This is a genomic window from Nevskia sp., assembly GCF_021732705.1.
In the GTDB taxonomy this organism is placed as follows: Bacteria; Pseudomonadota; Gammaproteobacteria; order Nevskiales; family Nevskiaceae; genus Nevskia.
On sequence record NZ_JAKFUM010000010.1, the window covers coordinates 1 to 26,474 of the forward strand.

Annotated in this window: 28 protein-coding genes; 14 read left to right on the forward strand and 14 right to left on the reverse strand. The window is 67.8% G+C overall.

What is annotated here, in order from left to right:
• Positions 1 to 1,752, forward strand: a 1,752-nt coding sequence (locus QZ951_RS11360; protein WP_293000709.1) for a Calx-beta domain-containing protein, incomplete at its 5' end; no start/stop codon positions are given.
• Between the two features lie 34 nt (positions 1,753 to 1,786).
• Here the strand turns inward: QZ951_RS11360 and QZ951_RS11365 are convergent.
• Positions 1,787 to 2,224 (reverse strand): Ohr family peroxiredoxin, encoded by a 438-nt coding sequence (locus QZ951_RS11365; RefSeq protein WP_293000710.1) that lies wholly within the window; start codon positions 2,222 to 2,224, stop codon positions 1,787 to 1,789.
• A gap of 134 nt (positions 2,225 to 2,358) precedes the next feature.
• Here QZ951_RS11365 and QZ951_RS11370 point away from each other — a divergent pair, with 134 nt between their 5' ends.
• Entirely contained in the window at positions 2,359 to 2,712 is a 354-nt protein-coding gene (locus QZ951_RS11370; RefSeq protein WP_293000711.1) for a helix-turn-helix domain-containing protein, read from the forward strand.
• 8 nt (positions 2,713 to 2,720) lie between these two features.
• Here the strand turns inward: QZ951_RS11370 and QZ951_RS11375 are convergent, their stop codons facing one another.
• Positions 2,721 to 4,031: a GDSL-type esterase/lipase family protein gene (locus QZ951_RS11375; RefSeq protein ID WP_293000712.1), complete on the reverse strand. Its 1,311-nt coding sequence runs from the start codon at positions 4,029 to 4,031 to the stop codon at positions 2,721 to 2,723.
• 346 nt (positions 4,032 to 4,377) lie between these two features.
• Here QZ951_RS11375 and QZ951_RS11380 point away from each other — a divergent pair, with 346 nt between their 5' ends.
• The gene (locus QZ951_RS11380; protein ID WP_293000713.1) at positions 4,378 to 4,782 is read left to right on the forward strand and encodes a high-potential iron-sulfur protein; all 405 of its coding nucleotides are present in this window, start codon (positions 4,378 to 4,380) and stop codon (positions 4,780 to 4,782) included.
• Positions 4,783 to 4,966: 184 nt separating this feature from the next.
• A complete protein-coding gene (locus QZ951_RS11385) occupies positions 4,967 to 6,838 on the forward strand; it encodes an ATP-binding cassette domain-containing protein (protein WP_293000714.1) in 1,872 nt (623 codons plus the stop codon).
• 9 nt (positions 6,839 to 6,847) lie between these two features.
• On the opposite strand, the gene QZ951_RS11390 is transcribed toward QZ951_RS11385, so the two are convergent.
• Positions 6,848 to 7,636 (reverse strand): glutathione S-transferase family protein, encoded by a 789-nt coding sequence (locus QZ951_RS11390; RefSeq protein ID WP_293000715.1) that lies wholly within the window; start codon positions 7,634 to 7,636, stop codon positions 6,848 to 6,850.
• A gap of 232 nt (positions 7,637 to 7,868) precedes the next feature.
• Between QZ951_RS11390 and QZ951_RS11395 the strand changes: the two genes are divergently transcribed.
• The 5 genes from QZ951_RS11395 to QZ951_RS11415 all read left to right on the forward strand — a co-directional run bounded on the left by QZ951_RS11395 (position 7,869) and on the right by QZ951_RS11415 (position 15,194).
• A complete protein-coding gene (locus QZ951_RS11395) occupies positions 7,869 to 9,428 on the forward strand; it encodes an FAD-dependent oxidoreductase (protein ID WP_293000716.1) in 1,560 nt (519 codons plus the stop codon).
• A gap of 33 nt (positions 9,429 to 9,461) precedes the next feature.
• Complete coding sequence (locus tag QZ951_RS11400; RefSeq protein ID WP_293000717.1) at positions 9,462 to 10,052, forward strand: RidA family protein; 591 nt, start codon at positions 9,462 to 9,464, stop codon at positions 10,050 to 10,052.
• 278 nt (positions 10,053 to 10,330) lie between these two features.
• A complete protein-coding gene (locus QZ951_RS11405; RefSeq protein WP_293000718.1) occupies positions 10,331 to 13,000 on the forward strand; it encodes a TonB-dependent siderophore receptor in 2,670 nt (889 codons plus the stop codon).
• A gap of 155 nt (positions 13,001 to 13,155) precedes the next feature.
• A complete protein-coding gene (locus QZ951_RS11410; protein ID WP_293000719.1) occupies positions 13,156 to 14,754 on the forward strand; it encodes a flavin monoamine oxidase family protein in 1,599 nt (532 codons plus the stop codon).
• A gap of 23 nt (positions 14,755 to 14,777) precedes the next feature.
• Positions 14,778 to 15,194: a cytochrome c gene (locus QZ951_RS11415; protein WP_293000720.1), complete on the forward strand. Its 417-nt coding sequence runs from the start codon at positions 14,778 to 14,780 to the stop codon at positions 15,192 to 15,194.
• A gap of 8 nt (positions 15,195 to 15,202) precedes the next feature.
• On the opposite strand, the gene QZ951_RS11420 is transcribed toward QZ951_RS11415, so the two are convergent.
• The 6 genes from QZ951_RS11420 to QZ951_RS11445 form a co-directional block, all read right to left on the reverse strand.
• Positions 15,203 to 15,490, reverse strand: coding sequence for a YkgJ family cysteine cluster protein (locus QZ951_RS11420; protein WP_293000721.1), 288 nt, complete (start codon positions 15,488 to 15,490; stop codon positions 15,203 to 15,205).
• Positions 15,487 to 15,828 (reverse strand): low molecular weight protein tyrosine phosphatase family protein, encoded by a 342-nt coding sequence (locus QZ951_RS11425; protein ID WP_293000722.1) that lies wholly within the window; start codon positions 15,826 to 15,828, stop codon positions 15,487 to 15,489. The genes QZ951_RS11420 and QZ951_RS11425 overlap by 4 nt, the downstream gene beginning before the upstream one ends.
• Positions 15,829 to 15,877: 49 nt before the next feature.
• Positions 15,878 to 16,285 carry a GFA family protein gene (locus QZ951_RS11430; protein WP_293000723.1) on the reverse strand — a complete coding sequence of 136 codons (408 nt, stop codon included), beginning with the start codon at positions 16,283 to 16,285 and terminating at the stop codon, positions 15,878 to 15,880.
• Between the two features lie 32 nt (positions 16,286 to 16,317).
• Complete coding sequence (locus tag QZ951_RS11435) at positions 16,318 to 17,268, reverse strand: LysR family transcriptional regulator (RefSeq protein WP_293000724.1); 951 nt, start codon at positions 17,266 to 17,268, stop codon at positions 16,318 to 16,320.
• A 72-nt stretch (positions 17,269 to 17,340) separates the two neighbouring features.
• Positions 17,341 to 17,841, reverse strand: coding sequence for a TlpA disulfide reductase family protein (locus QZ951_RS11440; RefSeq protein WP_293000725.1), 501 nt, complete (start codon positions 17,839 to 17,841; stop codon positions 17,341 to 17,343).
• Between the two features lie 122 nt (positions 17,842 to 17,963).
• The gene (locus QZ951_RS11445; RefSeq protein WP_293000727.1) at positions 17,964 to 18,320 is read right to left on the reverse strand and encodes a hypothetical protein; all 357 of its coding nucleotides are present in this window, start codon (positions 18,318 to 18,320) and stop codon (positions 17,964 to 17,966) included.
• On the opposite strand from QZ951_RS11445, the gene QZ951_RS11450 reads away from it, so the two are divergent.
• The 4 genes from QZ951_RS11450 (at position 18,301) to QZ951_RS11465 (ending at position 20,790) form a co-directional block, all read left to right on the forward strand.
• Entirely contained in the window at positions 18,301 to 18,570 is a 270-nt protein-coding gene (locus QZ951_RS11450) for a hypothetical protein (RefSeq protein WP_293000728.1), read from the forward strand. The two genes, QZ951_RS11445 and QZ951_RS11450, sit on opposite strands and share 20 nt — an antisense overlap.
• A 172-nt stretch (positions 18,571 to 18,742) precedes the next feature.
• Positions 18,743 to 19,345, forward strand: coding sequence for an NAD(P)H-dependent oxidoreductase (locus QZ951_RS11455; RefSeq protein WP_293000729.1), 603 nt, complete (start codon positions 18,743 to 18,745; stop codon positions 19,343 to 19,345).
• 56 nt (positions 19,346 to 19,401) lie between these two features.
• Positions 19,402 to 19,788: a DoxX family protein gene (locus tag QZ951_RS11460; protein WP_293000730.1), complete on the forward strand. Its 387-nt coding sequence runs from the start codon at positions 19,402 to 19,404 to the stop codon at positions 19,786 to 19,788.
• Between the two features lie 123 nt (positions 19,789 to 19,911).
• Positions 19,912 to 20,790, forward strand: a complete 879-nt coding sequence (locus QZ951_RS11465; protein ID WP_293000731.1) for a pirin family protein — start codon at positions 19,912 to 19,914, stop codon at positions 20,788 to 20,790.
• Positions 20,791 to 20,812: 22 nt separating this feature from the next.
• On the opposite strand, the gene hutG is transcribed toward QZ951_RS11465, so the two are convergent.
• From hutG to QZ951_RS11480, 3 genes are all read right to left on the reverse strand, one after another.
• Positions 20,813 to 21,613, reverse strand: coding sequence for an N-formylglutamate deformylase (hutG, locus tag QZ951_RS11470; protein WP_293000732.1), 801 nt, complete (start codon positions 21,611 to 21,613; stop codon positions 20,813 to 20,815).
• 34 nt (positions 21,614 to 21,647) lie between these two features.
• The gene (locus QZ951_RS11475; RefSeq protein ID WP_293000734.1) at positions 21,648 to 23,021 is read right to left on the reverse strand and encodes a formimidoylglutamate deiminase; all 1,374 of its coding nucleotides are present in this window, start codon (positions 23,019 to 23,021) and stop codon (positions 21,648 to 21,650) included.
• A 119-nt stretch (positions 23,022 to 23,140) separates the two neighbouring features.
• A complete protein-coding gene (locus QZ951_RS11480) occupies positions 23,141 to 23,572 on the reverse strand; it encodes a DUF3429 domain-containing protein (RefSeq protein ID WP_293000735.1) in 432 nt (143 codons plus the stop codon).
• A gap of 177 nt (positions 23,573 to 23,749) precedes the next feature.
• Between QZ951_RS11480 and QZ951_RS11485 the strand changes: the two genes are divergently transcribed.
• Positions 23,750 to 24,637, forward strand: coding sequence for a fatty acid desaturase (locus QZ951_RS11485; protein ID WP_293000736.1), 888 nt, complete (start codon positions 23,750 to 23,752; stop codon positions 24,635 to 24,637).
• A 15-nt stretch (positions 24,638 to 24,652) separates the two neighbouring features.
• Here QZ951_RS11485 and QZ951_RS11490 read toward each other — a convergent pair whose 3' ends face one another.
• On the reverse strand, positions 24,653 to 25,330 hold the full coding sequence (locus QZ951_RS11490) for an MBL fold metallo-hydrolase (protein ID WP_366943882.1): 678 nt from the start codon (positions 25,328 to 25,330) through the stop codon (positions 24,653 to 24,655).
• On the reverse strand, positions 25,327 to 26,463 hold the full coding sequence (locus QZ951_RS11495) for a mechanosensitive ion channel family protein (protein ID WP_293000737.1): 1,137 nt from the start codon (positions 26,461 to 26,463) through the stop codon (positions 25,327 to 25,329). Before QZ951_RS11495 ends, QZ951_RS11490 begins: the two co-directional genes overlap by 4 nt.
• Positions 26,464 to 26,474 lie beyond the last annotated feature (11 nt).

Consider the following 26,474-nt stretch of genomic DNA (forward strand, 5'->3'; position numbering starts at 1 on the left):
AGCTGCAGCGGCGTGATCTCGGTGGCGTCGATCGGCGATGGCGGCAGTCGCGCGCCGTACTCGAACTACGGCACCGGCGTCGACATCGCCGCACCCGGCGGCGACATGAGCCGCGGCAGCACGCTCGGCATCCTGTCGACCTACAACAGCGGCGCGACCACGCCGGGCAACGATTCCTACGCCTACCTGCAGGGCACCAGCATGGCCTCGCCGCATGTCGCCGGCGTCGCCGCGCTGCTGGTCGCCGCGCAGCCGTCGCTGACGCCGGATCAGGTCGAAGCGGCGATCAAGGGCAACGTCCGCAGCTTTCCCGGCACCTGCACCGGCTGCGGCGCCGGCCTGATCGACGCCACGCGGGCGCTCGGTTCGCTGGCGCCGACGGCCGGCACGCTCGCCTTCACCGGCACCGCCTTCACCGTGGCCGAGAACGGCGGCAGCGCCACGATCAGCGTGCAGCGCACCGGCGGCTCGGCCGGCGCCGTCACCGTGGCCTACGCCACCGCCAACGGCACGGCGACCAGCGCCGACTACACGACCAGGACCGGCACGCTGAGCTGGGCTGCCGGCGACACGGCGACGAAGACCATCGCCATCCCGATCACCAACGACACGCTGGCCGAAGCCACCGAAACCGTGAACCTGACGCTGTCCGGCGCCACCGGCGGCGCCACGCTCGGCACGGCACGCACGGCCGTGCTGTCGATCACCGACGACGACAGCGCCGCCGGCAGCGTCAATGTCTCGGCCACGGCGGTCACCGTCGCCGAGAACGCGGGCGCCGTCACCGTCAGCGTCACCCGCACCGGCGGCAGCAACGGCGCGGCGTCGGTCGCGTACGCCACGGCCAATGGCAGCGCCACCGCCGGCAACGACTACAGCGCGACCAATGGCACGCTGACCTGGGGCTCCGGCGACAGCTCGACCAAGACCGTGCGCATCCCGATCGCCAACGACACGCTGTCCGAATCGAGCGAAACACTGCAGCTTCGGCTGACGTCGCCGGTCGGCGCCACGCTCGGCGCGGCGGCCACGAGCACGGTCACGATCACCGACGACGACACCATCAGCGCCGCCGGCGTGGTCGCGGTGTCGGCGGCATCGGTCACCGTCGCCGAGAACGCCGGCAACGCGACCGTCACCGTGTCGCGCACCGCGGGTGCCACCGGCGCGATCAGCGTTGCGTACGCCACCAGCAACGGCACCGCGACGGCCGGCAGCGACTACACCGCGAAGAGCGGCACGCTGAGCTGGGCCGCGGGCGATGCCACGTCCAAGACGATCATCGTGCCGATCACCGACGACACGCTCGCCGAAGCCAGCGAAACGCTGCTGGTGACCCTGAGCGCGCCGACCGGTGGCGCGACGCTCGGCAGCAACAAGGTCGCCACCGTCACCGTCACCGACAACGACGGCCAGCCCGGCACCGTCGGCTTCTCGGCGACGGCGTACAGCATCGGCGAATCCGGTGGCGCAGTCGTGCTGACCGTGACCCGCACCGGCGGCAGCACCGGCACGGCAGCGGTCGACTACACGACGGCGAACGGCCTCGCGCAGGCCGGCAGCGATTTCCTCGCAAGCAGTGGCCGGCTGGTCTGGCAGAACGGCGACAGCGCGGCGAAGACGATCACCATTCCGATCTACAACGACGCGCTGCGCGAGGGCGCCGAAACCATTCTCGTGCGGCTGAGCAATGTCGTGACGGCGCGCCTCGGCACTGCCTCGGCGACGGCGACGATCGTCGACAACGACTGATCGTCGCAGCACGCCGCCGCAGCTCGGCCGGCGCTCAGGCTTCGATGGCGTCGTCCGCCGATGCCAGCGTGATCGCCGTCTCGATGTTGCCGCGCACCGCGTTGGCGAAGGCGCAGATGCGCCGCGCCTCGGCCAGAACTGTCGCGCCGGCCTCGCCGCGCAACCCCGGCGCCGTCACCCGCAGGCTGACATCCAGCAGGTAGCGGCCATCATCGGCCACGGACAGGCCGACCGTGGCCTCGGTCTGCACCGCGCCGGGATCGAGCTGGCGCTGACCGGCCACATAGCGGACCGAGCTGGTGAAGCACGCCGCATACGCGGCCCCGAACAGCTGCTCCGGATTGACGCCGCGACCGCTGCCGCCGATCGCCGGCGGCATCGCCAGCGGAACGTCGAGCTGGCCATTCGCCGAGCGCGCGCGGCCGTCGCGGCCGCCACTGACCTGAACCTGCTCCGCATAAAGCTTCTTCATCGCAGCACCTCCAAGGGTCGATAATCACGAGGCGCGCAGTCTCGTGGCCGCCTTCGGCAGCGTCCACGCACAAATTTGTTCGTGATGGCGGGGTCCGGTGGCGCGCACCGCACGGCCCGGCACGGAGGCCAGCGATGGCGATCACCCGCAAGAAGCTGTCCGGTTGTCCGATCGAAGTGACGATCAACGCGGTCGCCGCGCGCTGGAAGGCGATGATCCTGTGGCAGCTGCGGCCCGGCGCGCGCAGCTTCACGGCGCTGCGTCGCGCGATTCCCGGCATCTCCGATCGCATGCTGCAGACGCAGTTGAAGCAGTTGGCGGACGATGGCGTCGTGCGCCGCAGCGCCGACGACGTTCATCCCGAGTGGCAGCTGACCCCGCTCGGCGAGCACCTGCTGCCGGTGATGGATGCGATGAAAGCCTGGGGCGAAGCCTCGCAGGCGCTGACCGCCGGACGCGCTGTCGCGCCGCCGCGCGCGACCCGGTGAAACGCCGCCTACTGCAGCCTGTCGAGCTCGACGCACGCCGCCATCGCCGCGTAGCCGCTGGCGTTGGGATGCAGGTGGTCGCCGCTGTCGTAGTCGGCCCGCAGGTGATCGCTCGCGACCGGATCGCGCAGGCAGGCGTCGACATCGACGACGGCATCGGCGATCGACTGGCTGCGAACCCAGGCGTTGACGAGCTGCCGCGCGGCGTCCGCTGCCTGTGAACCATGCAGTGCGCCGAAGCCACCGGGCTGACCGATCGCGCCCAGCGGCCCGGCGAAGGCACCGCGCGCCGGCGGAATGGTGCCGAGCAACACCCGCAAGCCGGCCGCCTTCATCCGGCTGACCGCCGTCGTCAGCCCGGCGATCACCGGTGCCGGGTCCGGCGCACGGCCGGCGCTGCCGAAGCCGAGATCGTTCTGGCCGGCGATGACGATCACGTCGCTGACGCCGGGCACGGCCAGCGCGTCCTGATCGAGTCGATCGACCAGCGACGGCCCGTACGTCGGCAGGAACGGCCCGGCCGCGACGCGATTGCCGGAGATGCCGGCGTTGACCACGGTGTAGCGGCCGGGAAAGCGCTGCGCGAGCCGCAGCGCGAGGAAATCCGGATAACGCTCGTTGAGGCCGAGCCGCGTGTTGTCCGACAGCAGCGGCGAGCCGCCGCTGGAGATGTAGCCATCGGTCAACGAATCCCCGAACGCGACGAGCGTGCGGCGAGCGTCGGTGTCGCGCACGTCGACGCCTTCGAGCAGCACGAACACGTTCTGGTTGCCGAGCGGCCGCGCGCGGTAGCCGGCGCCGTCGAGTTGATCGACCGCGGCCGGGTCCCGGCTGAAGGTCGGCGTGTCGCGGGCGATCGCGTGCTCGGTTACCTGCGCGACCGCGCTGCTCGTCGCGACGCTGATCACCAGATCCTGAAACGCAGCGACCGGCAGATCGATGGCATCGCTCGCCACCGACTGGCCGCCGGGAATGGTGACGCCGCGCGCGCCGCCGAAGCGCACCGCACGCAGGCTGCCGGGGACGATGCCGATGCCGTTCGCGCTGCCGGCATCGCGCAGACCGACGCTGACCGCGCCGAGCGTCACTGCCTGCGTGCCGTAGCGCTGCGTCAGCCGCAGCCGCAGTTGCCGGCCCGAGGCCGACAGATGCACGACCTGCCGCACGCTCTGATTCGCGGCCAGCGGCAGCGACGTCAGCGCGTGCGACGGGCTGGCGCCCCAGACCGCGCGCCAGGATTCGGGCGTGCCGGCGGCGGCCAGCATCGGCAGCAGCAGGCTCAGCAGGGCAAGCGTGACGGACAGCGGCGAGCGGGGCATGGACTAAATTCCGGTGGCGGGCAGGCTGTCGCGGACGGCAGACGCTGCCCTGTGTCGGCACTACGCGCCGGCATCGGCGTGCGGATGCGCGAACGTGGGCGCCGCGCGTGAACGTCCCGGCGAGCCCGGACAAATGTGCAAACAATGTCAATGACGTTGGCCTCGACGGCGGCTTGCGGCCATTTCGCCACGGATGGCGGCTTGATCGAGGTTCAAAGCACGAAGAAGACTGACGATAGATGTGCAGCCTGTGATAATTTCAGCAGGTAGATACCGCTCCGCTCGCTGCGTTGTCGCGATGCGCTCTCACACGTTGGATTACCCACCTCCACTCAGGGAAACAACCATGGCCACTCGTCGCAAGTTCCTCCAGTTCATCCCCGTTGCCGGCGTTGCCGTCGTCGCCGCCTGCTCGAAGAAGGAAGAAGCTCCGGCCGCTCCGGCTGAAGCCGCTCCGGCTCCGGCCGCCGAAGCCGCTCCGGCTGCTGCGCCGGAAGCCGCCGCTCCGGCCGCTCCGGCCGAAGCGCTGACCGAAACCGATGCCCAGGCCGTCTCGCTCGGCTTCGTGCTCGAAGCGGCGAAGGCCGACAAGACCAAGTTCCCGACCTACGCCGAAGGCCAGAAGTGCTCGGGCTGCGCCCTGTACGCCGGCGCTGCCGATGCCGCGACCGCCCCGTGCGGCCTGTTCGGCGGCAAGCTGGTGCCGGGCGCCGGCTGGTGCAGCGCCTTCGCCGCGAAGCCGGCCGCCTAAAAGCGCTCCGCTTCAGCGAGAACCCCGCGCCGGGTGACTGGCGCGGGGTTTTTTGTGTCCGATGGTCCTCGCCGCCGAGCGAATCCGGCCCGAACTGCCCATCTCGGCCACCCATCGGCCGCCATTCGACCGGTTTCCGTGCTGCATCGCATCAGAGATACGCGCCAGCCAGTAAACTGCGCGGATGATCTCTGCCTCCCGCCTCACCCTTCGCCGCGGCCCGCGTCCGCTGCTCGAAGATGCCAACTTCACGATCCATCCTGGTTGGCGCTGCGGCGTCATCGGCCGCAACGGCACCGGCAAGTCGACCCTGTTCGCCGCCGTGCTCGGCCAGCTGGCGCCGGACAAGGGCGAAATCTCGTCGCTGAAGAACCTCGCGGTCGCCACCGTCGCGCAGGACACGCCGTCGCTGCCGGATCTGGCGATCGAGTTCGCGCTCGATGGCGACGTCGAGCTGCGCGAGCTGGAACGCCGGCTGGTGATCGCGGAAGACAAGCTCGACATCGACAAGATCAGCGCGATCCACGAGCGCCTGAACGACATCGGCGGTTATGCCGCCCGCGCCCGCGCCGCCGCGCTGTTGCACGGTCTCGGCTTTTCGCAGGAAGCACAGCAGACCGCCGTCGCCGACTTCTCCGGCGGCTGGCGCATGCGTCTGAACCTGGCGCGCGCGCTGATGTGCCGGTCCGACGTGCTGCTGCTCGACGAGCCGACCAACCACCTCGATCTCGACGCTGTGATCTGGCTGCAGAGCTGGTTGAGCAGCTATCCCGGCACGATGATGGTGATCTCGCACGACCGCGAGTTCCTTGACGCCATCACCACGCACACGCTGCATCTCGAAGGCACCAAGGCCACGCTCTACACCGGCAACTACTCGCAGTTCGAGCGCACCCGCGCCGAGAAGATGACCCTGCAGGCCGGCATGTTCGCCAAGCAGCAGAAGCAGGTCGCGCACCTGCAGAAGTTCATCAACCGCTTCCGCGCCAGTGCCGCCAAGGCCACTCAGGCGCAGAGCCGCATCAAGGCGCTGGAACGCATGGAGATGGTGTCCGCCGTCCACGCCGATTCCGAGTTCTCGTTCGAGTTCGCCGAGCCGGATCGCCTGCCGAGCCCGCTGGTCCGGTTCGACGACGTGGTCTGCGGCTACGGCGAGAAGGTGGTGCTGAAGAACGTGCGCCTGCTGATCGCGCCGGGCGAGCGCATCGGCTTGCTGGGCCCGAACGGTGCAGGCAAGTCCACGTTGGTGCAAACGATTGCGGGATCGATCCCCGGCCTTCGCGGCGACATGATGCGCGACGGCTATCTGCGCGTTGGCTACTTCGCCCAGCACACCACCGACAGCCTCGATCCGAAGGCCTCGCCGATCCTGCACCTGAAGCGGCTCGATCCGACCGCCACCGAACAGAACCTGCGCGGCTTCCTCGGCGGCTTCAACTTCAAGGGCGACCGCGTCTACGAGAACGTCGAACCGTTTTCCGGCGGCGAGAAGGCGCGCCTGGCGCTGGCGATGGTGGTCTACCAGAAGCCGAATTTATTGTTGCTCGACGAACCAACGAACCATCTCGATCTCGACATGCGTCACGCGCTGGAGACCGCGATGCTCGAATTCTCCGGTGCGGTGATGGTGGTGTCGCATGACCGCCACCTGCTGACCTCGACCTGCGATCAGCTGTGGCTGGTCGCCGAAGGCGGCTGCCGGCCGTTCGTCGGCGATCTCGACGACTACGCCAAGTGGCTGAATTCGCGGGAATTGAATCCGGGCAGCGGGAAGAAGAAGGACAAGAAGCCTCAGCGCAGCGCCGAGGAAATCGCGGCCCAGACCAAGGCCCTGAAGGACACCGTGCGCAAGCTCGACCAGCAGATGGCCAAGCTCAGCAAGGACGTCGACACGCTGACCGAAAAGCTGGCCGATCCGGCGCTGTACGCGCCGGAGAAGAAGTGGGATTTCACCAAGCTGCAGAAGGAACAGGCTGCGGTGAAGAAGAAGCTGGCCGAGACCGAGGAAGAGTGGATCGCGGCCACCGAGCAGCTGGAAGCGCTCAGCGCAGCGTAGGCGTCGGCGTCACCGGCGCGGCGGAATCCGCGCCGCCGCCAGCATCAGCGGCGACTGCTGCGGTTCCAGCGGCCGGTGGCGCGCGTAGACCTCGCGCACCCATTGCAGCGTCGGGTGCCGTTCCCACGGCGCGATGGCCTCGGCCATCAGCGCCCGCACCGTCGGATGCGCGTAGATCGGATGCGCGGCCGGCGCCGCCAGCGGCGCCAGCAGCGCGCAGACGCTCAGATCCTCGACCGTGAACGCGCCGGCCAGCGTGTCGGCACCGGCACGCCGGCGGTCGATCGCGTCCAGCGCGCGTGAAATGCCGTCACGCGCTTCGGCGCCATGGGCGTCGTCGATGCCGAAGCTGCGCTTGAATCCGGGCAGCAGCACCGGCAGCAACTGCTTGATCGCGAACGCTTCCGTCGGCGTGGCGCTCAGCGTCCACATCATCAGCATCGCGCCGGGCTGCCGCACCAGCGGACGATAGACCCAGCGCATCACATGGCGACCGAGCGCGTCGTGCGCCGCCGCCGCGGCGAGGCAGGCCTGATGCTCGTCCGGATCATCCGGCAGCACGGCGGACAGGTCGAAGCGTGCGCCGAGCCGCGCGAGGATGCGGTCGCTGCCCTGCACGCGCAGGCCGTCGCCGGTGATGATCGGCACCGTCGTCGCGCGGCGCGACAGCCACAGCGTGGTCGGCATGTGCAGCCCGGGCACCAGCGGCACTTCGACGAACGGCAATCCGGCCACGCGCAGGACCCAGCGGATCTTCTCGCTGAAATGGGAAATCGCGAATGTGTGCAGGGTCAGCATGGTGGCCAGCGGCAGCGGTGTGGCACCTGATCATGCCCGCGCAGCGCGGCAGACAGATGAAGGCGGTGCACCGAAGCGACGCAGCCGGCGCCGCGGCTTGACCTGAATTCGACGTCGACGCGACCCGGTTTCGACCTGCAATCAAGGCGCTGTCAGCGTTTCCGCGACCCGGCATGGTTTTCGCTCACGAATCTGTCACAAACCCCGAACGCCTCGGGCGAGACGTTTTTCGATGCCGATGACCCGCCGCCAGTTCGTGACCGCGCTGAGCCGTGCCGGCGGCTACCGCGCTGCGTTCGGCGCGATGCGGGCGCTGGGTCTCGTCGCCGTGCCGGTGGCCGCCGCGAAGACGCCGCAGCTCGGCAGCGGTCACGGCCGCGGAAAGAAGGTGGTGATCCTCGGCGCCGGCATCGCCGGTCTGGTCGCGGCCTACGAGCTGGGCAAGGCCGGCTATCAGTGCATCGTGCTGGAGGCGCGCGATCGCGTCGGTGGCCGCAACTGGACGATCCGCGGCGGCAGCAAGGTCGCGATGACCGATGGCAGCGTGCAGACCTGCGCCTTCGACGACGGTCACTACTTCAATGCCGGCCCGGCACGGCTGCCGAGCCATCACAGGACCATCCTCGGCTACTGCCGCGAGTTCGGCGTTCCGCTCGAAGTGGAAGTCAACATGAGCCGCAGCGCGTTGCTGCACTCGGACGACGCCAACGGCGGCCAGCCGATCGAACTGCGGCAGGCCGCGCACGACCTTCGCGGTCAGGTGTCGGAACTGCTGGCGAAGTGCAGCGCGCAGCACACGCTCGATCAGGAACTGAGCGCGGTCGATGTCGCGGCGTTCCGCGAGTTCCTGCGTAGCTATGGCGATCTCGACCCGGACTTCCACTACGCCGGCTCGGCCCGCGCCGGCTATGCGGTGCTGCCGGCGGCGGGCGATGTCGTCGGCCGCGTGCGCGAGCCGCTGCCGTTGAAGACGCTGCTCGATCCGGTGTTCTGGGGCGGCGCGCAGTTCGACGACGAATTCGAGATGCAGCCGACGATGTTCCAGCCGGTCGGCGGGATGGATCGGATTCCGCAGGCCTTCCACGCACGGCTCAAGTCCGTGGTGCGGCTGAACGCGGAGGTCACCGACATCCGCAACGGCGAGCGCGACGTGCGCGTGGCCTGGCGCGACGGCAAGTCGGGCAAGACCCAGACGATCGCCGCCGACTACTGCATCTGCACGATCCCGCCGAAGGTGCTCGAAACCATCCCGAGCAACTTTTCGCCGGCGTTCGCGGCGGCGATCCGGCAGGTGCCGGCCGGGGCGGCGAACAAGATCGCGTGGCAGGCGCCGCGCTTCTGGGAAAGCGACCGCGGCATCTACGGCGGCCTGAGCTTCATCAAGCGCGACATCCAGCTGATCTGGTATCCGAGCGGCGGCTACTTCCAGCCGGAAGGGGTGCTGGTGGGCTGCTACAACTTCGACGACGTCGCTGCACGCTTCATGCAGCAATCGATTCCACAGCGCCTGCAGGCCTCGCGCGATGCCATCGACGCGCTGTTCCCCGGCCGTGCCCGCCTGCTCACGCGCGGCATCACCGTGGCCTGGAATCACGTTCCGCACACCCTGTCGCCGTGGCATCACTGGGATGACCCGAGCGGTCCGGTCTATCGCCTGCTGGACCAGCCGGAAGGCCGCGTCTACCTCGCCGGCGAGCACATGAGTCATGTCAACGGTTGGCAGGAGGGCTCGGCGCTGTCGGCGCACCGGGTGCTGAAGCTGATTGCCGAGCGCGTCACTGCTACCGTCTGACCTCACCCGCTCAACGCACGAGGATTGCCACCGATGCTGTCGAATTCCCGTTCCACCCGCCGCCCGTCCAGCCCACTGTCCGGGGCTCTGTTCGGCGCCATTGCCGGCCTTGCCCTGTTCGCCGCCGCACCGATGGCGTCGGCGCATGACGAGGTCACCCGCAAGTCGCTGGGCGACCCGAAGTTCCCGATTGCCGCCGCCGTCACCGTGCCGGCCGGCTTCGAGACCACCTACCTCAGCGGCAACCTGCCGGACGTGGCCAATCCGGACGCGCCGAAAGGCTCGCTGGAAGCCTATGGCAACACCGAAACGCAGACGGCGTCGGTGCTGAAGAAGCTCGGCGACACGCTGACCTCGCTCGGCCTCGGTTATGGCGACGTGGTCTCGGCCACGGTCTATCTGGTCGGCGATCCGGGCAAGGGCGGCGAGATCGATTTCGCCGGCATGAACGCCGCATTCTCGAAGGTCTTCGGCTCCGAAACGCAGCCGAACAAGCCGGCCCGCTCGACCGTGAAGATCGCCGGGCTGGTGATTCCGGGCGCGCTGGTCGAGATCGACTTCATCGCCGTGCACAAGCCGGAATCGCACAAGGGCGAGAAATCGTCGAAGGCAAAGGCGCCGTAAGGCAGGGATCAACCTCCGGAAGCGCTGATCGCGGCGGCTAGCCGCAGGCGCTCCCGGCTTTCAGGCAGCAGGACACGCGATGCCCGCCACGCGGGCATGACGGCGGAGCTTTGCCCGCAATCCGGCGGGACAGCCGCCATGGCAACGGAAAGCAGCACCGGCAGCACGCAGCAACCGTCGGGAGCGATGCCGGCCACAGAGCCGGCACGGAGTGGAGTGCGAGAAGGACCCGTCATCTGGGGATTCACGTCTGATCACACTCAAGGGGGTTGGCATCAATGAAACGCAAGTCAGATCTGTTCACGGCGGCAATCGCGGCGAGCTTCGGCGCCACATTCGGCGCAGGTTTCGTGACCTCGGCCCGTCAGCGGCGAAAAGCCGGCCCGGCCTGGTTCCTGGCGCTGGGCATGGGCGCGATGCCGGTCTTCGTGCAGGCGGCGGCACCCGAAGCCGCCGCCCCGGTGGAAGTGGCGCAAGTCGAGGTCGCGCAGGCCGGCGGCACCGAAGTGGCTGCGAGCGATGTCCCCGCCACCAGCAAGGTGCTCGAACAGGTCGTCGTCACCGGCACCCGCAGCAAGGGGCTGCAGGCGTCGGAAACCCTGGCGCCGGTGCAGGTGCTCGGTGCCGAAACGCTGAAGAGCGCCGGCCAGCCGGATCTGATCGGCGCGATCGCGCAGATCGTGCCGTCGTTCACCGCGCAGGCCTTCGGCGGCGACCAGGCCAACCAGACCTTGACCGCCAAGCTGCGCGGCGTGTCGCCGAACCATGCCCTGGTGCTGATCAACGGCAAGCGCCGGCACACCACCGCCAACCTCGCAGTTCTCGGCGGCCCGTTTCAGGGTGCAGCCGCGGCCGATCTCAACTTCATCCCGGTTTCGGCGATCAAGCGCATCGAAGTGCTCACCGATGGCGCCGCAGCGCAGTACGGCACGGATGCCATTGCCGGCGTCATCAACATCATCCTGAAGGACAAGGACGACGGCGGCCTCGTCGACGGGACCTACGGCGGCTATCTCGACGGCGGCGGCGGAACGGTGAATGGCTCCGGCAACATCGGTTTCAGCCTCGGCAGCGGCGGATACGTGAACCTCACCGGCGAAGTGCGTCGACGCGAGCGAAGCTTCCGCGGCGGCATCGATCCGCGCGTGATCGATCCCGGCAACCTGGCGACCTTCCCGAACTCGAACCTGCCGCAGGCCAGCGGCTTTCCGTTCCTGAACCGCATCCAGGGCGATCCCGAAATCGATCTCTACAGCGGCTCGTTCAATGCCGGCTACAGCTTCGAGAACGTCAAGCTGTACAGCTTCGGCACCTACGGCATCAAGAAGGCCAACTCGTTCCAGAACTATCGCCTGCCGAGCCGCGCCTCGTACACGCCGCCGCCGATCACGGATTCCAACGGCAACACGGTGCAGCCGCCGACCGAGTACTTCTACCCGTTCGGCTTCAGCCCGCGCGAGGCGACCGACGAAGAAGATTTCGCCGCGACCTTCGGCGCCAAGGGCACGGTGTTCGGCAACTGGGACTGGGACCTGAGCACGACCTACGGCAAGGACGAGGTCAAGTTCTTCACGCTGGATTCGATCAATCCCGATCTGTATGCGCTGAACGGCACGTCGCCAACCGATTTCTTCGGCGGCGTGTACCTGTCGAGCCAGCTGACCAACAACTTCGACGTGGTGCGTGAGTTCGACGTCTCGCTCGCCAGCCCGCTGACGGTCGCGGTCGGCCTCGAACAACGCTACGAGACCTATCAGCTCAAGACCGGCGATCTGGCGTCACGCTTCGGGTCCGGCGCGCAGGCCTTCCCGGGCGTGCAGGTCGGCGACGCGGGCTCGCATGGTCGCCACAACTACGCGGTCTATGCCGATCTGTCGACGTCGCCGATCCAGAACCTGCAGGTCGATGTCGCCGGCCGATTGGAGTACTTCACCGACTTCGGCAGCACGCTGGTCGGCAAGCTGACCTCGCGCTACGACTTCACGCCCGCCGTTGCGGTGCGCGGCACCATCAGCAGCGGTTTCCGCGCACCGACCCTGGCCGAATCGTATTACTCGGCCACCAACGTCGGCCCGCGCAGCGCGTTCGTGCAGTTGCCGCCGAATGCGGCCGCCGCGAGCCTGCTCGGGCTCGGAAGCGGCTTGCGGCCCGAGGAATCGACCAACTTGAGCCTCGGCGTGGTGCTGCATCCGATCGAGCGCCTGTCCGTCACGATCGACGCGTACCAGATCGAGATTCGCGACCGCATCGTCGGCTCCGGCACGCTGTTCAGCCAGTTCAACGGCGTGCCGGTGCCGGGTGCCGAAGCGATCACCGCCGCGATCATCGCCAACGGCAACGTGCTGGATCCCACGGTCACCGACACCGGCATCAACATCTTCGCCAACGGCCTGACCACGAGAACCCGCGGCGTCGATCTGGTGCTGAGCTACCCGTCCAACTACGCGTGGGGTGCGGTCGACTGGTCCGCCAGTGCCAACTACAACAAGACCAAGGTCACCAAGATCAACGCCAGCCCGGCGCAGCTGGGTGGTCAGTCGCTGTTCGATGCGGTGGCGCTGTCCGATCTGGAAACGGCCTCGCCCGAGTACCGATTCAACCTGGCTGCCGTCTGGAGCCTCAATCGGTTCTCGGTGACGTTGCGCGAAACGATCTACGGTCCGTCGGCGCAGAATGAGATCGGCAACGACGGCACGATCTTCAACAACCGGATCAAGGTCACGCCGATCACCGATCTCGAAATCGGCTTCAAGGCGACCAAGCAGGTCAAGCTGAGTCTCGGCGCGAACAACCTGTTCAACGACTATCCGGAACAGAAGAACGCGGCGCTGTTGCAGGGCTATCGGGACGGCAACAACAATTCCGCGGTGGGCATCTATCCGTCGTCGTTCTCGCCGTTCGGCTACAACGGCGGCTACTACTACGCAAAGCTCGCGTACACGTTCTGACGCGTCGTCAGGATGGCCTGGTGGCGGCCCGTTCCGATCTGTGACGGGCCGCCGCCTCGCCGCGCAACAGTGACCGGGTCGACACAACCCGCGGCCCGGTCCCGGTGATCGTGGCAGCACGGTCGACCGGGTTTTCACGCGACATGGAGCAATCGATGAATCGATCCGAAGTCCCCTCGTCGCTGACGCGACGGGAATTGCTCACCCTCATCGGCAGCATCGCCGGCACCACCGCCTCGTACACGGCGATGGCCGGCATCGGCCTGACCACGCCGTCGAACTACAGCGGACCGGTGAAGCTCGAGGGCTCCGGCCGCGGCACCTCGGTGCTGATACTCGGGGCCGGACTCGCCGGCATGACCGCAGCCTACGAACTGCGCAAGGCCGGCTACAAGGTCCGGATCCTCGAATACAACAACCGTGCAGGCGGCCGTAACTGGACCCTGCGCGGCGGCGACAGCTTCACCGAACTCGGTGGCCTGACGCAGCGCTGCGAGTTCGACAAGGACCTGTACATCAACCCCGGTCCCTGGCGCATTCCGTACCACCATCACGGCGTGCTCGATTACTGCCGCCGCCTCGGCGTGGCGCTGGAGCCGTATGTGCAGGTCAACTACAACGCCTTCGTGCATTCCAGCCGCGCGTTCGGCGGGGAGCCGCGACGCTTTCGCGAAGTGCAGTCGGACTTCCACGGCCAGATCGCCGAGATGCTGGCCAAGGTCACGCAGCAGGACAAGCTCGATCAGGCGGTGACCAAGGAAGACAAGGAGATGCTGCTTGAAGCGCTGCGCGATTGGGGCGCGCTCGACAAGCATTACGCGTACACCGAAAGCAAGGAAAGCAGCGAGCGCCGTGGCTTCGAGAAGCCGCCCGGCGGTGGACTCGATGCCGTGCCGATCCATTCGAAGAACATCATCCCGATGCAGAAGCTGCTGCAGTCGCGGATGTGGGCAGCGATCGGCGCCGGCCACAACTTCGAGATGCAGACCATGCTGTTCCAGCCGGTCGGCGGCATGGACAGGATCGGCGACGCGTTCAAGCGCGAAGTCGGCGATCTGATCCAGTACAACGCCAAGGTCACGAGGATTCATCAGGAACCGGGCAAGGTCACCGTCACCTACACCGACAGCATCAACGGCGGCACGCCGCGCACGGCAACGGCCGACTGGTGCCTGTGCACGATTCCACTCTCGGTGCTGAGCCAGATCGAGATCAATGTCGGCGACAAGATGCAGGCCGGCATCAACGCCGTGCCGTACGCGGCATCGGCCAAGATCGGCCTGCAGTTCAAGCGCCGCTTCTGGGAGCAGGATGAGCACATCTACGGCGGCATCACCTACACCGACCTGCCGATCCGCGTGATCGCGTATCCGAACTCGGGCTATCACCAGTCCGGCAAGGGCGTCTTGCTCGGCGGCTACATGTTCGGCCCGAATGCCTTCGAGTTCACCTCCCTGTCACCGCAAGAACGAGTGCGGCAGGCCGTGGCGTACGGCGCGCAGATTCATCCGCAGTACAAGACCGAGTTCGACAACGGCGTCGCCGTCGCCTGGCACCGCGTGCCGTGGACGCTCGGCTGCCTCGGCATCTGGTCCGACGAGCGCCGCGAGCAGCACTACGCCAACCTGTGCCAGATCGACGGCCGGATCCTGCTGGCCGGCGAGCATGCCTCGTACATCCCGGGCTGGCAGGAAGGCGCAGTGCTGTCGGCGCTCGATGCGATCAAGCGCCTGCACCAGCGGGTGGTGGCATGAACCGTTTGATGGAGTGCACATCGATGATCCGCATCACTTCCGTGGCTGCCGTGCTGCTGGCTGCCGTCGCGATGCCAGCGGCGCAGGGCCAGACCGATCTGAAATCCGGCACCCTGTTCAGCAGCGGCAACACGTTCGAGGAACAGGACGGCGCCGCGCTGTATCACGGCATCTGCCAGGGCTGTCACCAGCCTGATGCCAAGGGCGCGATCGGCGCTGCCGCCTACCCGGCGCTGGCCGAGAACCCGAAGCTGGTCACGCCGCTGTATCCGGCCGTCATCGTGCTGAAGGGCCTGCGCTCGATGCCGGCTTTCGGCGACAGCCTGAGCGACGAGCAGATCGCGCAGGTGGTCAATTACGTGCGCAGCCACTTCGGCAATCACTACACCGACACGATCACGGCCGAGACCGTGAAAGGCCTGCACCCGGAAGCACCGTAAGGACCGCGCTACGCCGGACCGACGGTCTGGCAGCGCGCGGGCGCCGTCGCCGCTTCCAGCCGCGTCAGAAACTGCAAAGCCTGACCGCGCGTGGTGCCGCACATCTCCACGCTCGGTTTCAGGCCGCTGCAGACGGCCGGACGACGTGGATCGCCGAAGATCAGGCAGCGTTCGTCATCACCGAGCTGCACGCAGCGCACGCCGGCCGGCTTGCCGTTCGGCATGCCCGGGATCGACGAGGTGATCGACGGCGCGGTGCAGCAGGCGCCGCAGCCGGCGCGGCATTCCACGGTCATTGCGGGGCTTTCAGCTGCGGCAGATACGGCGGAACCTTCCTTTCCAGCAGTGCAATGAGTGCGGCATCCATGTAGTCGTACTCGTCCGGAATGCCGAGACAGATCACCCGCTTGCCGTTCAGGGCCGCCCAGCACTTCCGCTGCAGCTTGCGGCGATGCGCCGGCTCCATCACGAAGATCAGGTCAGCCCAGGCGACCAGCTCCGCCGTCAGCGGATTGTCGGCCGCGACATCGGTGCCTGCCGAAGCGGTTTCGACCCCCGGCCAGCGCGCGAACACCTGCTCGGCCGTCGGGCTGCGCAGGCGGTTCTGGCTGCAGACGAACAGTAGCTTCTTCATGGCGCCCGAACTCGGCCCGCGCCGACGCGCACGCGACAGGGCCGATCGATCAACCCGGCATCCGCTCGAACGACGGCACGCCGTCCGGAATCTGGTGGAAGCTCTGGCGGTCGATGGTGAACACGGCGATGTCGGGCTTGCCGAAGACCGAAGGGTCATCGAAGCTGCCGACCTTGACCAGCACCATGCCGGCGAGCGCCGGCGCGCGCGAGGTCAGCGGCGTGCCGCAGTCGCCACAGAACTCGCGCGTGACCGGCTGCGACAGGTCGGTGCGGCGGAACACCTTCGGCGTGCCCTTGATGTAGCTGAAGCCGGCTTCCGGCAGACCCATGATCACGTTCGGGCTGCCGCCGCTGATGTACTGACACTCGCGGCAATGGCACTGGGCCTTGATCTGGCTCGTGCCTTCCGCGCGGAAACGCACGGCGCCGCAGTAACAGCCGCCTTCGATGCTCATGGTGTTGCTCCTCGTGTTGTTATGGGGACGATCTAGAGACCGGGCACGACCATCGGCGGCAGCGCCGGATCGGGCGTCGGGCAGGTCGATGTTGCCGTCTCGCGCAGGATTTCCGCCAGTTTCAGCAGCCCGGGGCCGGCATAGTCGCGGTCGGCGAAGATCAGGTACAGCGTCAGCACGCGCACCGTGCCTTCGCGCAGCGGCAGCACCTTGAGCCGGCCGGCGACGAGTTCGTCGACGATCTTCTCTTCCGGGAACCACGCGAAGCCGTGACCCATGGTCGCGGCCTGGATCGAGGTCGACATGTGGCTGACCACCCAGCGCTGCTTGGCATCGAGCGAGTACTGGTTGCTGCCCGGCCGCAGGTCGCGGCTCAGCGCGGAATCGCGGACCACGAGGTGGCGATGCGCGCGCAAGTCCTCGCGCGTCAGCGTGCGGCCCAGGCGATGCAGCGGATGATCCGGATGCGCCACCGGCAGGAAGCGCAGGCTCATCAGCGGATCGCCGAGGAAGCCCGGCGGAATCACCGGCGCGATCGCGAGATCGACCTTGCCGGTCAGCAGCGCCTCGCTGGTGCCGCCGATCACCGATTCGATCAGCTCGATCCGGGTGTGCGGGCTGATCTCCCCGAACGCCGCGAGCGCCGGCAGCAGCACGCGGTTCGGAAAGATGATCTCGACCGCCAGCCGCAGCTCGGCTTCCCAGCCGGCCGACAGCACGCCGGCGGCGCGTTCGAGGCTCGCGGCTTCATCGATCAGTGCCTTGGCACGCCGCACCAGCAGCTGCCCGGTCGCGGTCAGCACTGCCTTGCGGCCCTGCACCTCGAAGGCCTTGATGCCGAGCCGCGCCTCGATCTGCTGCACCGCATAGGTGATCGCCGACTGGCTCTTGTGCAGCGCTTCGGCAGCCTGCGCATAGCCGCCGGATTCGACGACCTGCAGCAGCGCGCGCCATTGTTCGAGGGTGATCCGGGGAGCCGACATGCCGCGCATGATGCGGCAGGCCGTGGCGGCCTGTCGCGCAGCTTTCAACGCGCGCTGCGGCAGCCGCGCGCGTCAGCGAGACGCGGACGAACCAGCCGTCGCGGCGACTTCGACATCGCCGAGTGCCACGGCGATCCTGCGCGCAAGCTCCTCGGCTTCGCTGCGGCGGAAGCTGCGGCGAACCAGCACCACCTTGCCGGCGGGATCGATCAGGAAGGCCGTCGGCATCGTGTCGACCTCGTAGTTGCCGGGTGTGTAGGCACTGCCGTTGAACAGCACGGTGAATGCCGGCGCTGCCTGGTCGAGAAACTGATGGGCGGCCACGGCATCGGTATCGATGTTGATCGCCAGCACTTTCAGGCCGCGCGCAGCATGACGCGCCTGCAGCTGATCCATCCACGGAAAGCTCTGGCGGCATGGCGCGCACCAGGAGGCCCAGAAATCGACGTAGACATAATGGCCCCGCAGACTTTGCAGACTGACCGGCACGCCGTCACGCGTCGGCAGAATGAACCCCGGCGCCACGGCGCCGGCATCCAGCGCCTGCGCGGGCGTCAAGCCGATCAGCAGCATCGCGGCACCCGCTGCCGATGACCGGCGTGCGGACTTGCAGAACCTGCGGATGGCGGAGATGGCGCTGATGGCGAAGCGTCCGGTGATTGTGGGCCGACGTTGCGCAACAGTAAGTCAAGCCATCAAAAACAACCACTGCTGATGATGGATGGTGAGCCGGCGCTGATCGAAGGCGTTCCGCTGCGGCGGGCCGCGCAGGACGGGCCGCTGACTACGAAACTGGCGTTGCTGGCCGCGATCGCCGTGATCGACAGCGCCGCCGTGCCGGTGTTGCGCAGGGTCACGGTCTGGGCAGCGCTGCTGCCGACGGCGACCGAGCCGAAGGCGAGCGCGGCTGGCGACGCGCTGGCGATCGGCCCGGCGGTGACGTTCGGATTGCCGAGGTACGCGGCGATGTCGGCGACATCGACCGCGGTCAGCACGTTGTTGCGGTAGATGCCCATGCCGCCGGTGTTGCCGTTGATCCCGTTCTGGATCACGGTCGGGTTGTTCGCGCTGCGCAGGTTCCTGTTCGTGCCTCGCGTCGGGTCGGTGCCGTGGCAGCTCGAATGGGCGCAGGAGATGCTGCCGGGCGTTGTGGCGTCCAGCGTCTTGCCGCGCAGGGCATCGGCGGCATGGGCCGGCAGCGCGAGCGACGTCGATGAAACGGACGAACTTCGTGAACCTGCGTTGGAGATCCATGCGCACCGACCGGCGGCGGCGGGCGATTGGGTCCTAGTGAGTGATTAAACAGGGATTTAACCTTCTGGAGCCGCACAACGCACGCGCCATACATCGAACGAATCGATGATTAAGCGCGAATATTTGCGCTTTTTTATCGAATGGATCGCGAGTGAAATAGCCGCACGTTCCAGCCGCCCACGCCGACATTCCGCCGGCGGGCCCCATTCGGAGAACTGCGATGACCACCCTGCTCCAGATCAACACCAGCCTGTTTGCCGCCCATGGCCAGTCCAGCCAGCTGGCTGACCGTTTCGTGGCCGAGTACCTGGCCGCCCATCCGGGCACGCGCCGGGTGCTGCGCGATGTCGCCAGCGAACCGCTGCCGCACCTCGATGGCCGTCGCTTCACCGCGTTCACCACGCCGGCCGACAGCCGCAGCGACGAGCAGCGCGCCGTGATCGCCGAATCCGATGCCCTGATCGCCGAACTGAAGGCAGCCGACGTGATCGTGCTCGGCCTGCCGATGTACAACTTCGGCGTGCCGAGCCAGCTGAAGAGCTATTTCGACCACATCGCCCGCGCCGGCGAGACCTTCCGCTACACGGCGAACGGCCCCGTCGGCCTCGTCACCGGGAAGAAGGTCTATGTCTTCGCCACCCGCGGCGGCCAGTACGCCGGCACGGCGCTGGACACGGAAACGAAGTACGTGCGCGACTTCCTCGCGTTCATCGGCATCACCGATGTCGAGTTCGTCTACGCCGAAGGCCTCGCCTATGGTCCGGAGCAGAAGGACGCCGCCGTCGCCAAGGCCATCGCGACGATCACCCAGCTCGCGGCCTGAACCCGCAGCCGCCCTCTCATCCCCTGCTGCCCATCCCTTCATTCAGGAGAATCGACATGAACCCGAACAACCCCGCACTCGAACTGGCCGGCCGCATCCTGCTGGCCTCGCTATTCTTGCTGGCCGGTCTGACCAAGCTCGGCGGCTATGCCGGCACGGAGGCCTACATGGCCTCGGTCGGCGTGCCCGGCGCGCTGCTGCCGCTGGTGATCGCGCTGGAAATCGGCGGCGCGGCTTCGATCATCGTCGGCTTCAAGACGCGCCTCGTCGCCGTGCTGCTGGCCGGCTTCTCGGTGGCGGCGGCGGCGCTGTTCCACAACAATTTCGCCGACCAGATCCAGACCATCCTGTTCCTGAAGAACGTCTCGATCGCCGGCGGCTTCCTGATCCTCGCCGCCAACGGCCCGGGCGCCTGGAGCCTGGATGGCCGTCGCCAAGCCTGAACCCGAGCCCGTTCCACAGAACTTCGCCTCACCCAGGGCTACCGCCCGTTCGATTGCCGCTCGAAAGTGCCATTCGCGACACTTCTGGAAGCACGCGGCATCGAACCCTCACGGAGTAACGCCATGACGACCCGCACCCTGCAGCACGTGATCCCGTCGATGCCGACCAGCGATGGCGCCGGCGTCAAGCTGCGCCGCTCGATCGGCGCGCAGCGCGGGCTGTATCTCGATCCGTTCCTGATGCTCGACGAGTTCGGCACCGACAACCCGGGCGACTACATCGCCGGCTTTCCGGCCCATCCGCATCGCGGCTTCGAGACCGTGACCTACATGCTCGATGGCCGCATGCAGCACCGCGATCACCTCGGCAATGTCGGCGACCTCGGTCCCGGCGGCGTGCAGTGGATGACCGCCGGCCGCGGCGTGATCCATTCGGAGATGCCGCTGCAGGAAAGCGGCCGGATGCGCGGCTTCCAGCTGTGGATCAACCTGCCGGCGCGCGAAAAGATGAAGCCGGCCTGGTACCGCGACATCCCGGCATCCGAGATTCCGGCGCACGGGCTGCCGGGCGGCGGCACGGTCAAGGTGATCGCGGGCACGACGCAGGTCGGCGACGCGACCGTCAGCGGCCCGATCAATCCGCCGACGGCGACGCTGTCGACCGATCCGCTGTATCTCGACCTCGTGCTGCCGGCCGGTGCGCATTTCGAGCAGGCCATCGGCAGCATGCACACGGCATTCATCTACGCCTACGAGGGCCAGGTGGTGATCGGTGACGGCGCGGCAGCGAAGGCGCTGCCGACGCAGGCGGCCGGCGTGCTGACGCCGGGCGACACGGTGCGCGTGACCGCCGGGCCGAACGGCGCCCGCGCGGTGCTGATCGCCGGCTTGCCGATCCGCGAGCCGATCGTGCAGTACGGCCCGTTCGTGATGAACACGCGGGAAGAGATCGAGCAGGCGATCCGCGACTACAACGACGGCACGCTGGCGAAGGTGGCCTGAGCGGCCGGCACCGGTCGGCGGCTCAGGATGCGGGTCGCCAGCGCGCCAGCAGGTCGATCAGCCGCTGCAGCACCGGCCGCAGCCGCAGGCCGTCGGCCGGTTGCCAGGCGGCCGGCGCGGCCTCGTTCATGTAGCAGGCCTGCACGATTTCGAGCTGCATCGCGTGCAGGCCTTCGTCCGGAATGCCGTAGCGGCGCGTGATGTAGCCGCCCTTGAAGCGGCGGTCGATCGCGAGGCTGAATTCCGGGCTCTGGTCCAAGGTCTCGACCACGGCTTCGCGCAGGTCGGCGCCGCAGCTGCGGCCTTCGAAGGTACCGAGGTTCAGGTCCGGCAGGCGGCCGCTGAACAGGCGCGGCACTTCCGCGCGCACCGAGTGAGCGTCGAGCAGCACGACGTGGCCGTGACGGCCATGGACCTCGGCGATGCGCTCGGCGAGGAAGTCGTGGTACGGCTCCCAGTAGCGACGGCGACGGTCGTCGACCTCGTCCGCCGTCGGCGCCTCGCCGGGGCTGTAGATCGCTTCGTTGGCGAAGGTGCGGGTCGGCACCAGCTCGGTGCCGTCGAGGCCGGGATACAGCGGCGTGCCGTCCGGATCGCGGTTCAGATCGACCACGTAGCGCGAATGCGTGGCGGCGATCAAGGTCGCGCCGTTGAACACCGCGAAGTGATACAGGAACGACAGGTGCCAGTCGGTGTCCGGCGTGGCGCGGCCGGCGTCGGTCATGCGGGCCGCGAATTCGGCCGGCAGCAGCGTTCCGGAATGCGGCACGTTGATGATCAGCGGCGAATCGCCGCGGATCAGCAATTGCAGCGGTTCCGTCATTCCAGCGCCGCCATGCCGGACGCCGCGCGTGCCATCAGGCCAGCAGCCGTTTCATGACGCTGCGGTAGCGCGCGAAGCTCGCCGCGCCGTCGGCATGCAGGCCGTCGCGCACCACCCAGCGGCCGGCGACCATGACATCGCGCACCGGCTGCCGCGCCGGGCCGAAGATCGCGGCGTCGAGCAGGCCGTCCTGACGCTGTTCGGCCAGCGCGGCATCGTCCGCGTTCAGCACCAGCCAGTCGGCGCGGTTGCCGACCGCGAGGCTGCCGACCGGCTGCCCGATCGCCTGGGCGCCACCCGCCGCGGTGATCCGGTACAGATGGCCACCCAGCGAATCGCCGATGCCCTTGGCCAGCACGTTGCGGCGCTCGAAGCGCACGCGCTGGCCGTATTCGAACAGGCGCAGTTCGAGGAACGGATCGACGCCGACGTGGCTGTCGCTGCCGATGCCGATGCGGCCGCCGTTGCGCAGGAACGGCACGGCGTTGAAGAAGCCATCGCCGAGGTCACCCTCGGTGGTCGGGCAAAGCCCCGCCACGGCACCGGTGCGCGCGAGGCGCTCGGCCTCGCCGACTTCCATCTGGGTGGCGTGGATCACGCACCAGCGGGCATCGAGCTTCACGTGGTCGAGCAGCCACGTCACCGGCCGCTGCCCGGACCACGCGAGGCAGTCGTTCACTTCCTTGAGCTGTGCGGCGAGGTTCAGGTGGATCGGCAGGCCGGGTTCGAGGCTGTCGGCCAGGATCACGGCCGCGTTCAGCTGGCTGGGCGTCACCGCGCGCAGGCTGTGCGGGGCGATGCCGATGCGTCGCGCCGGTCGGCCTGCGACCGACTTGCGCAGCGATTCGACGATCTGCGCATAGCCGACGGCGTCGTTGATGAAGCGCTTCTGGCCGTTGCTCGGTGGCGTGCCGCCGAAGTTGTCGTGCGCGTACAGCACCGGCATCAGGGTCTGGGCGATGCCGGCGGCATCGGCCGCGGCCAGCAGGCGCTCGCCGACTTCGGCGCGGTTCGCGTACGGCGCCCCCCCGGCGTCGTGGTGAAGGTAGTGGAATTCGGCCACGCTGGTGTAGCCGGCGCGCAGCATCTCGATGTAGACCTGCGTGGCGATGACTTCGACATCGTCCGGCCGCAGGTTTTCGAGGAAGCGGTACATCAGCTTGCGCCACGACCAGAAGCTGTCGCCCTGCGGTCCGCCTTTCTCGGTCAGGCCGGCCATGCCGCGCTGGAAGGCATGCGAATGCAGGCTCGGCATGCCCGGCACGACCGGCCCGTTCAGCACTTCGGCATCGCCGGCGGCGGCGCGCGGCGTGATCGCCGTGATCAGGCCGGCGTCATCGACATCGAACAGGACCTGTTCGGACCAGCCGGTGGCGAGCAGGGCGTTGGCAGCGAAGTAACGGGGCATGGACGGTTCCGGATGGCGACTCGGGCGGCAAGATGCGCGCAAGAGTACGAAATCCCGCAGATTTTCGCCGTCCACCGGGTCACGGATGAACAGCAATTTATGCTCAGCCTCACAGGGTCCTAGAGCAGGGCGTAGCGCCAGCCGATGCAGACCAGCACGCCGGTGGTCAGCGACACGCGCAAGGTGAAGTAGCCACTCAAGGGATCGAGCACGCGCTCGCGCCAGACTTCGGCCAGCACCAGCAGCACGAACACCGCGCCGAGCGCCAGCAGCGCCTGCGGAAACGGCAACGCCGTGGCCGCCCAGGCCAGCAGCATCAGCCCGGTCGACAAGGCCATGCCGGCCAGCCCGTTCGGCCCTTCTGCCGTGGGCAGCGCCAGCCCCCACAGGGTGCCGGCCATGAAGCTCGCGATCATCGCGGTGTACGACAGCCACATCGGATCCAGCCAGGCGGGCGCGCCGGCCGGCGCGGCGGTCAGCCACAGCGGGCCGGCGATGAATGGCAGCAGCCCGGCATAGCCGAGCGCGAAGACCAGTGGCGGCAGTTTCATGGCAGGCGGTGTCCCGAGTTCGAAGGAGGTGCGAAAGCATGGCAGAGCGCATTCGACCCTTGGTCGCGTCGAGGCTGTGCCTTCACCGAAGTTTGTTGTACGATCGTTCAATAAACACCGTAAATGTTTGCGCCGATCGTTGTGATCGCGGCGACGAGCGTCAACCGAGGAGCATCCATGTCGCATTCCGTGTCGTCCGCCGCCCTGTCCGTGCCCGCCGCGCCGCGTCCGAAGGTGCCGAAGGATCCGCTGTACCAGCCACCGTCCGTGGCCTGGCCGACCCTGCTGCTGTTCGTCGTGGCGCTCGCGCTGTGGCTGACCGGCCTGCACGGTGCGCTGACCGGCTGGCTGCCGCCGGCCGCCGCCATCGCGCTGCAGACCGTCGCCGCGTTCATGCACTTCACCGTGCTGCACGACGGCGTGCACCGCTCGTTCATGCGCGGCCACCCGCTGCTGAACGACCTGATCGCGACGATTTCCGGCGCCTCGCTCGGGCCGGTCGTCACCGGCGCCGCCTTCCGCCACGTGCATTTCTCGCATCACCGCAACACCAATGACCCGGTGAAGGATCCGGACTGGTGGAGCGGTACAGGCCCGGCGTGGCGCATGCCGCTGCAATGGGCGACGGTCGATCTGATGTACGCGGTGGTGCTCCTGCGCGAATGGGCCCAGATCAGCACCAAGGAGCGGGTTCAGATCATCGTCATCACCGGCGGCCTGTTCGTCGGCTATGGCCTGAGTTGGGTGTTCGGCTTCGGCTGGGAAGCGACGCTGTACTGGCTGCTGCCATCGCGCATCGCGATCACCTGGCTGGCGTTCGCGTTCAACTACCTGCCGCACCATCCGCACAACGTGCCGCAGTCGCACAACCCGTACGCCGCGACCAATGTCCGCCGCGGCGGCGAGCCGGTGATGAAGTGGCTGTTCCTGTACCAGAACTACCACGTCATCCATCACCTGTTCCCGAGCGTGCCGTTCTACCGTTACCTGAAGATCTGGAACGCGCGGCGCGAGGAGTTCACGCGGCTCGGCACGCCGGTGGTGCCGATGCTGAAGCTCGGCTGAGGCTGGCGGCGCCGCTCAGTCGTCGAACATCGAATCGGCAACATACGGATTGCTCTGCCGCTCGCGGCCGAAGGTCGACATCGGGCCGTGGCCCGGCACGAACTGGGTGTCGGGCCCGAGCGGAAACAGCCGCGTGCGGATCGCGTGGATCAGGTCGGCGTGATTGCCGCGCGGGAAATCGGTGCGGCCGATCGAGTTCTGGAAGATCACATCGCCGACCATCGCGAGCTTCGATGCCGGATGGTGGAACACGACATGGCCCGGCGTATGGCCCGGGCAGTGCAGCACGTCCAGAGTCAGCGAGCCGACGGTGACCGTGTCGCCATGCGCCAGCCAGCGATCCGGCACGAAGCTGCGCGTCGGCGGGAAACCGTACTGCTTCGCGGCATTCGGCATGCCGTCGATCCAGAACGCGTCATCGCGATGCGGACCTTCGATCGGTATCGTCAGGCGCTCGGCGATCTCGGCCACGGCCCCGGCGTGATCGAGATGGCCGTGCGTCACCAGCAGCTTTTCCAGGGTCACGCCGCGTGCGGCCACGTGCGCCAGCAGTTTGTCCGCCTCGCCGCCGGCATCGACCAGCGCACCCCGCATCGTCGCCGGGTCCCAGATCAGCGAGCAGTTCTGCTGGAACGCGGTGACCGGGATGATCTCGCCGCGCAGCACGGCCGGTGTCGTGCGCGGGTCGGTCATCGCTTCATCTCCGGGGCATCGCTGCCGCCGCCGACCTGGGCCACCGAACCGGCCGCCGCGGCCGCGGCCGCGACCTCGCGGCGCGACGGGCCGGGGAACGAGAAGCGGATGCCGGCTTCGTCGAAGCCCCGGACGATGCCGAGCAGCACCGCCTGCCGCGTGTCCATGTACAGCGTGTAGTTCGGGTCGAGCATCCAGTAGACGATCTCGAACTGGTAGGCGCCGCCGGTCAGCGCCTTCAGGTGCGCGCGGTCCATCCGCACCAGCGGCTGCGCGGTGACGATGTCGGCCAGCAGCTTCGGCACGGTCTCGACGACATCCGGCGCGGTCGCGAACTCGACATCCAGCGTCAGCACCACGCGCCGCTCGACCATGCGCTTGTAGTTGCGCAGCCGGGCCTTCAGCAGATCGCTGTTGGAGAAGATCAGCTGCTCGCCGCTGTCGGCGCGCACGCGCGTGGTCTTGAGTCCGACATGCTCGACGGTGCCGGAATAGCTGTCGACGACGATCGAATCGCCGATCACGAACGGCTTGTCGATGACGATCGACAGGCTCGCGAACAGGTCGCCCAGGATGTTCTGCACGGCCAGCGCCACCGCGATGCCGCCGATGCCGAGCGACGCCACCAGCGCGGTGACGTTGATCCCGAGATTGTCGAGGATGAACAGCAGCATCATCATCCACAGCAGCAGCTTGCCGATGAAGCTCAGCGCCGACAGGCTCGTGGCCTCGGCCAGATTGCCCTGCTCCGCGCGCATCCGCGACGTGGCAACCCAGAAGTCCAGCATCGCCGAAATCCACAGGCCGACCTGCAGCAACGCGGCGACGGTGACGATCTTGTCGAGCACGCCCTCGGTCTTCTTGCCGAGTTCGAGGTACTGGCTGGCGAAGTACAGCGAGATGAACACGACCAGCCACAGCTTGGTCGACTCCACCGCGCGGATCATCGCCTTGTCGAGGCGTGTCGGGTTCTTGCGCGTGCCGCTGGCCAGCCAGCGGATCAGTATCCGCTGCACCGCGAACACGACCAGCACGATCGCGAGGCCAACCGCGACGGCGACCAGCCAGTCGCTCAACGGATTGCGGACCAGGATGCGGTCGAGGCTGGACAGATAGTTGAAGAGGTCGTTCATCGAGTCAGGCA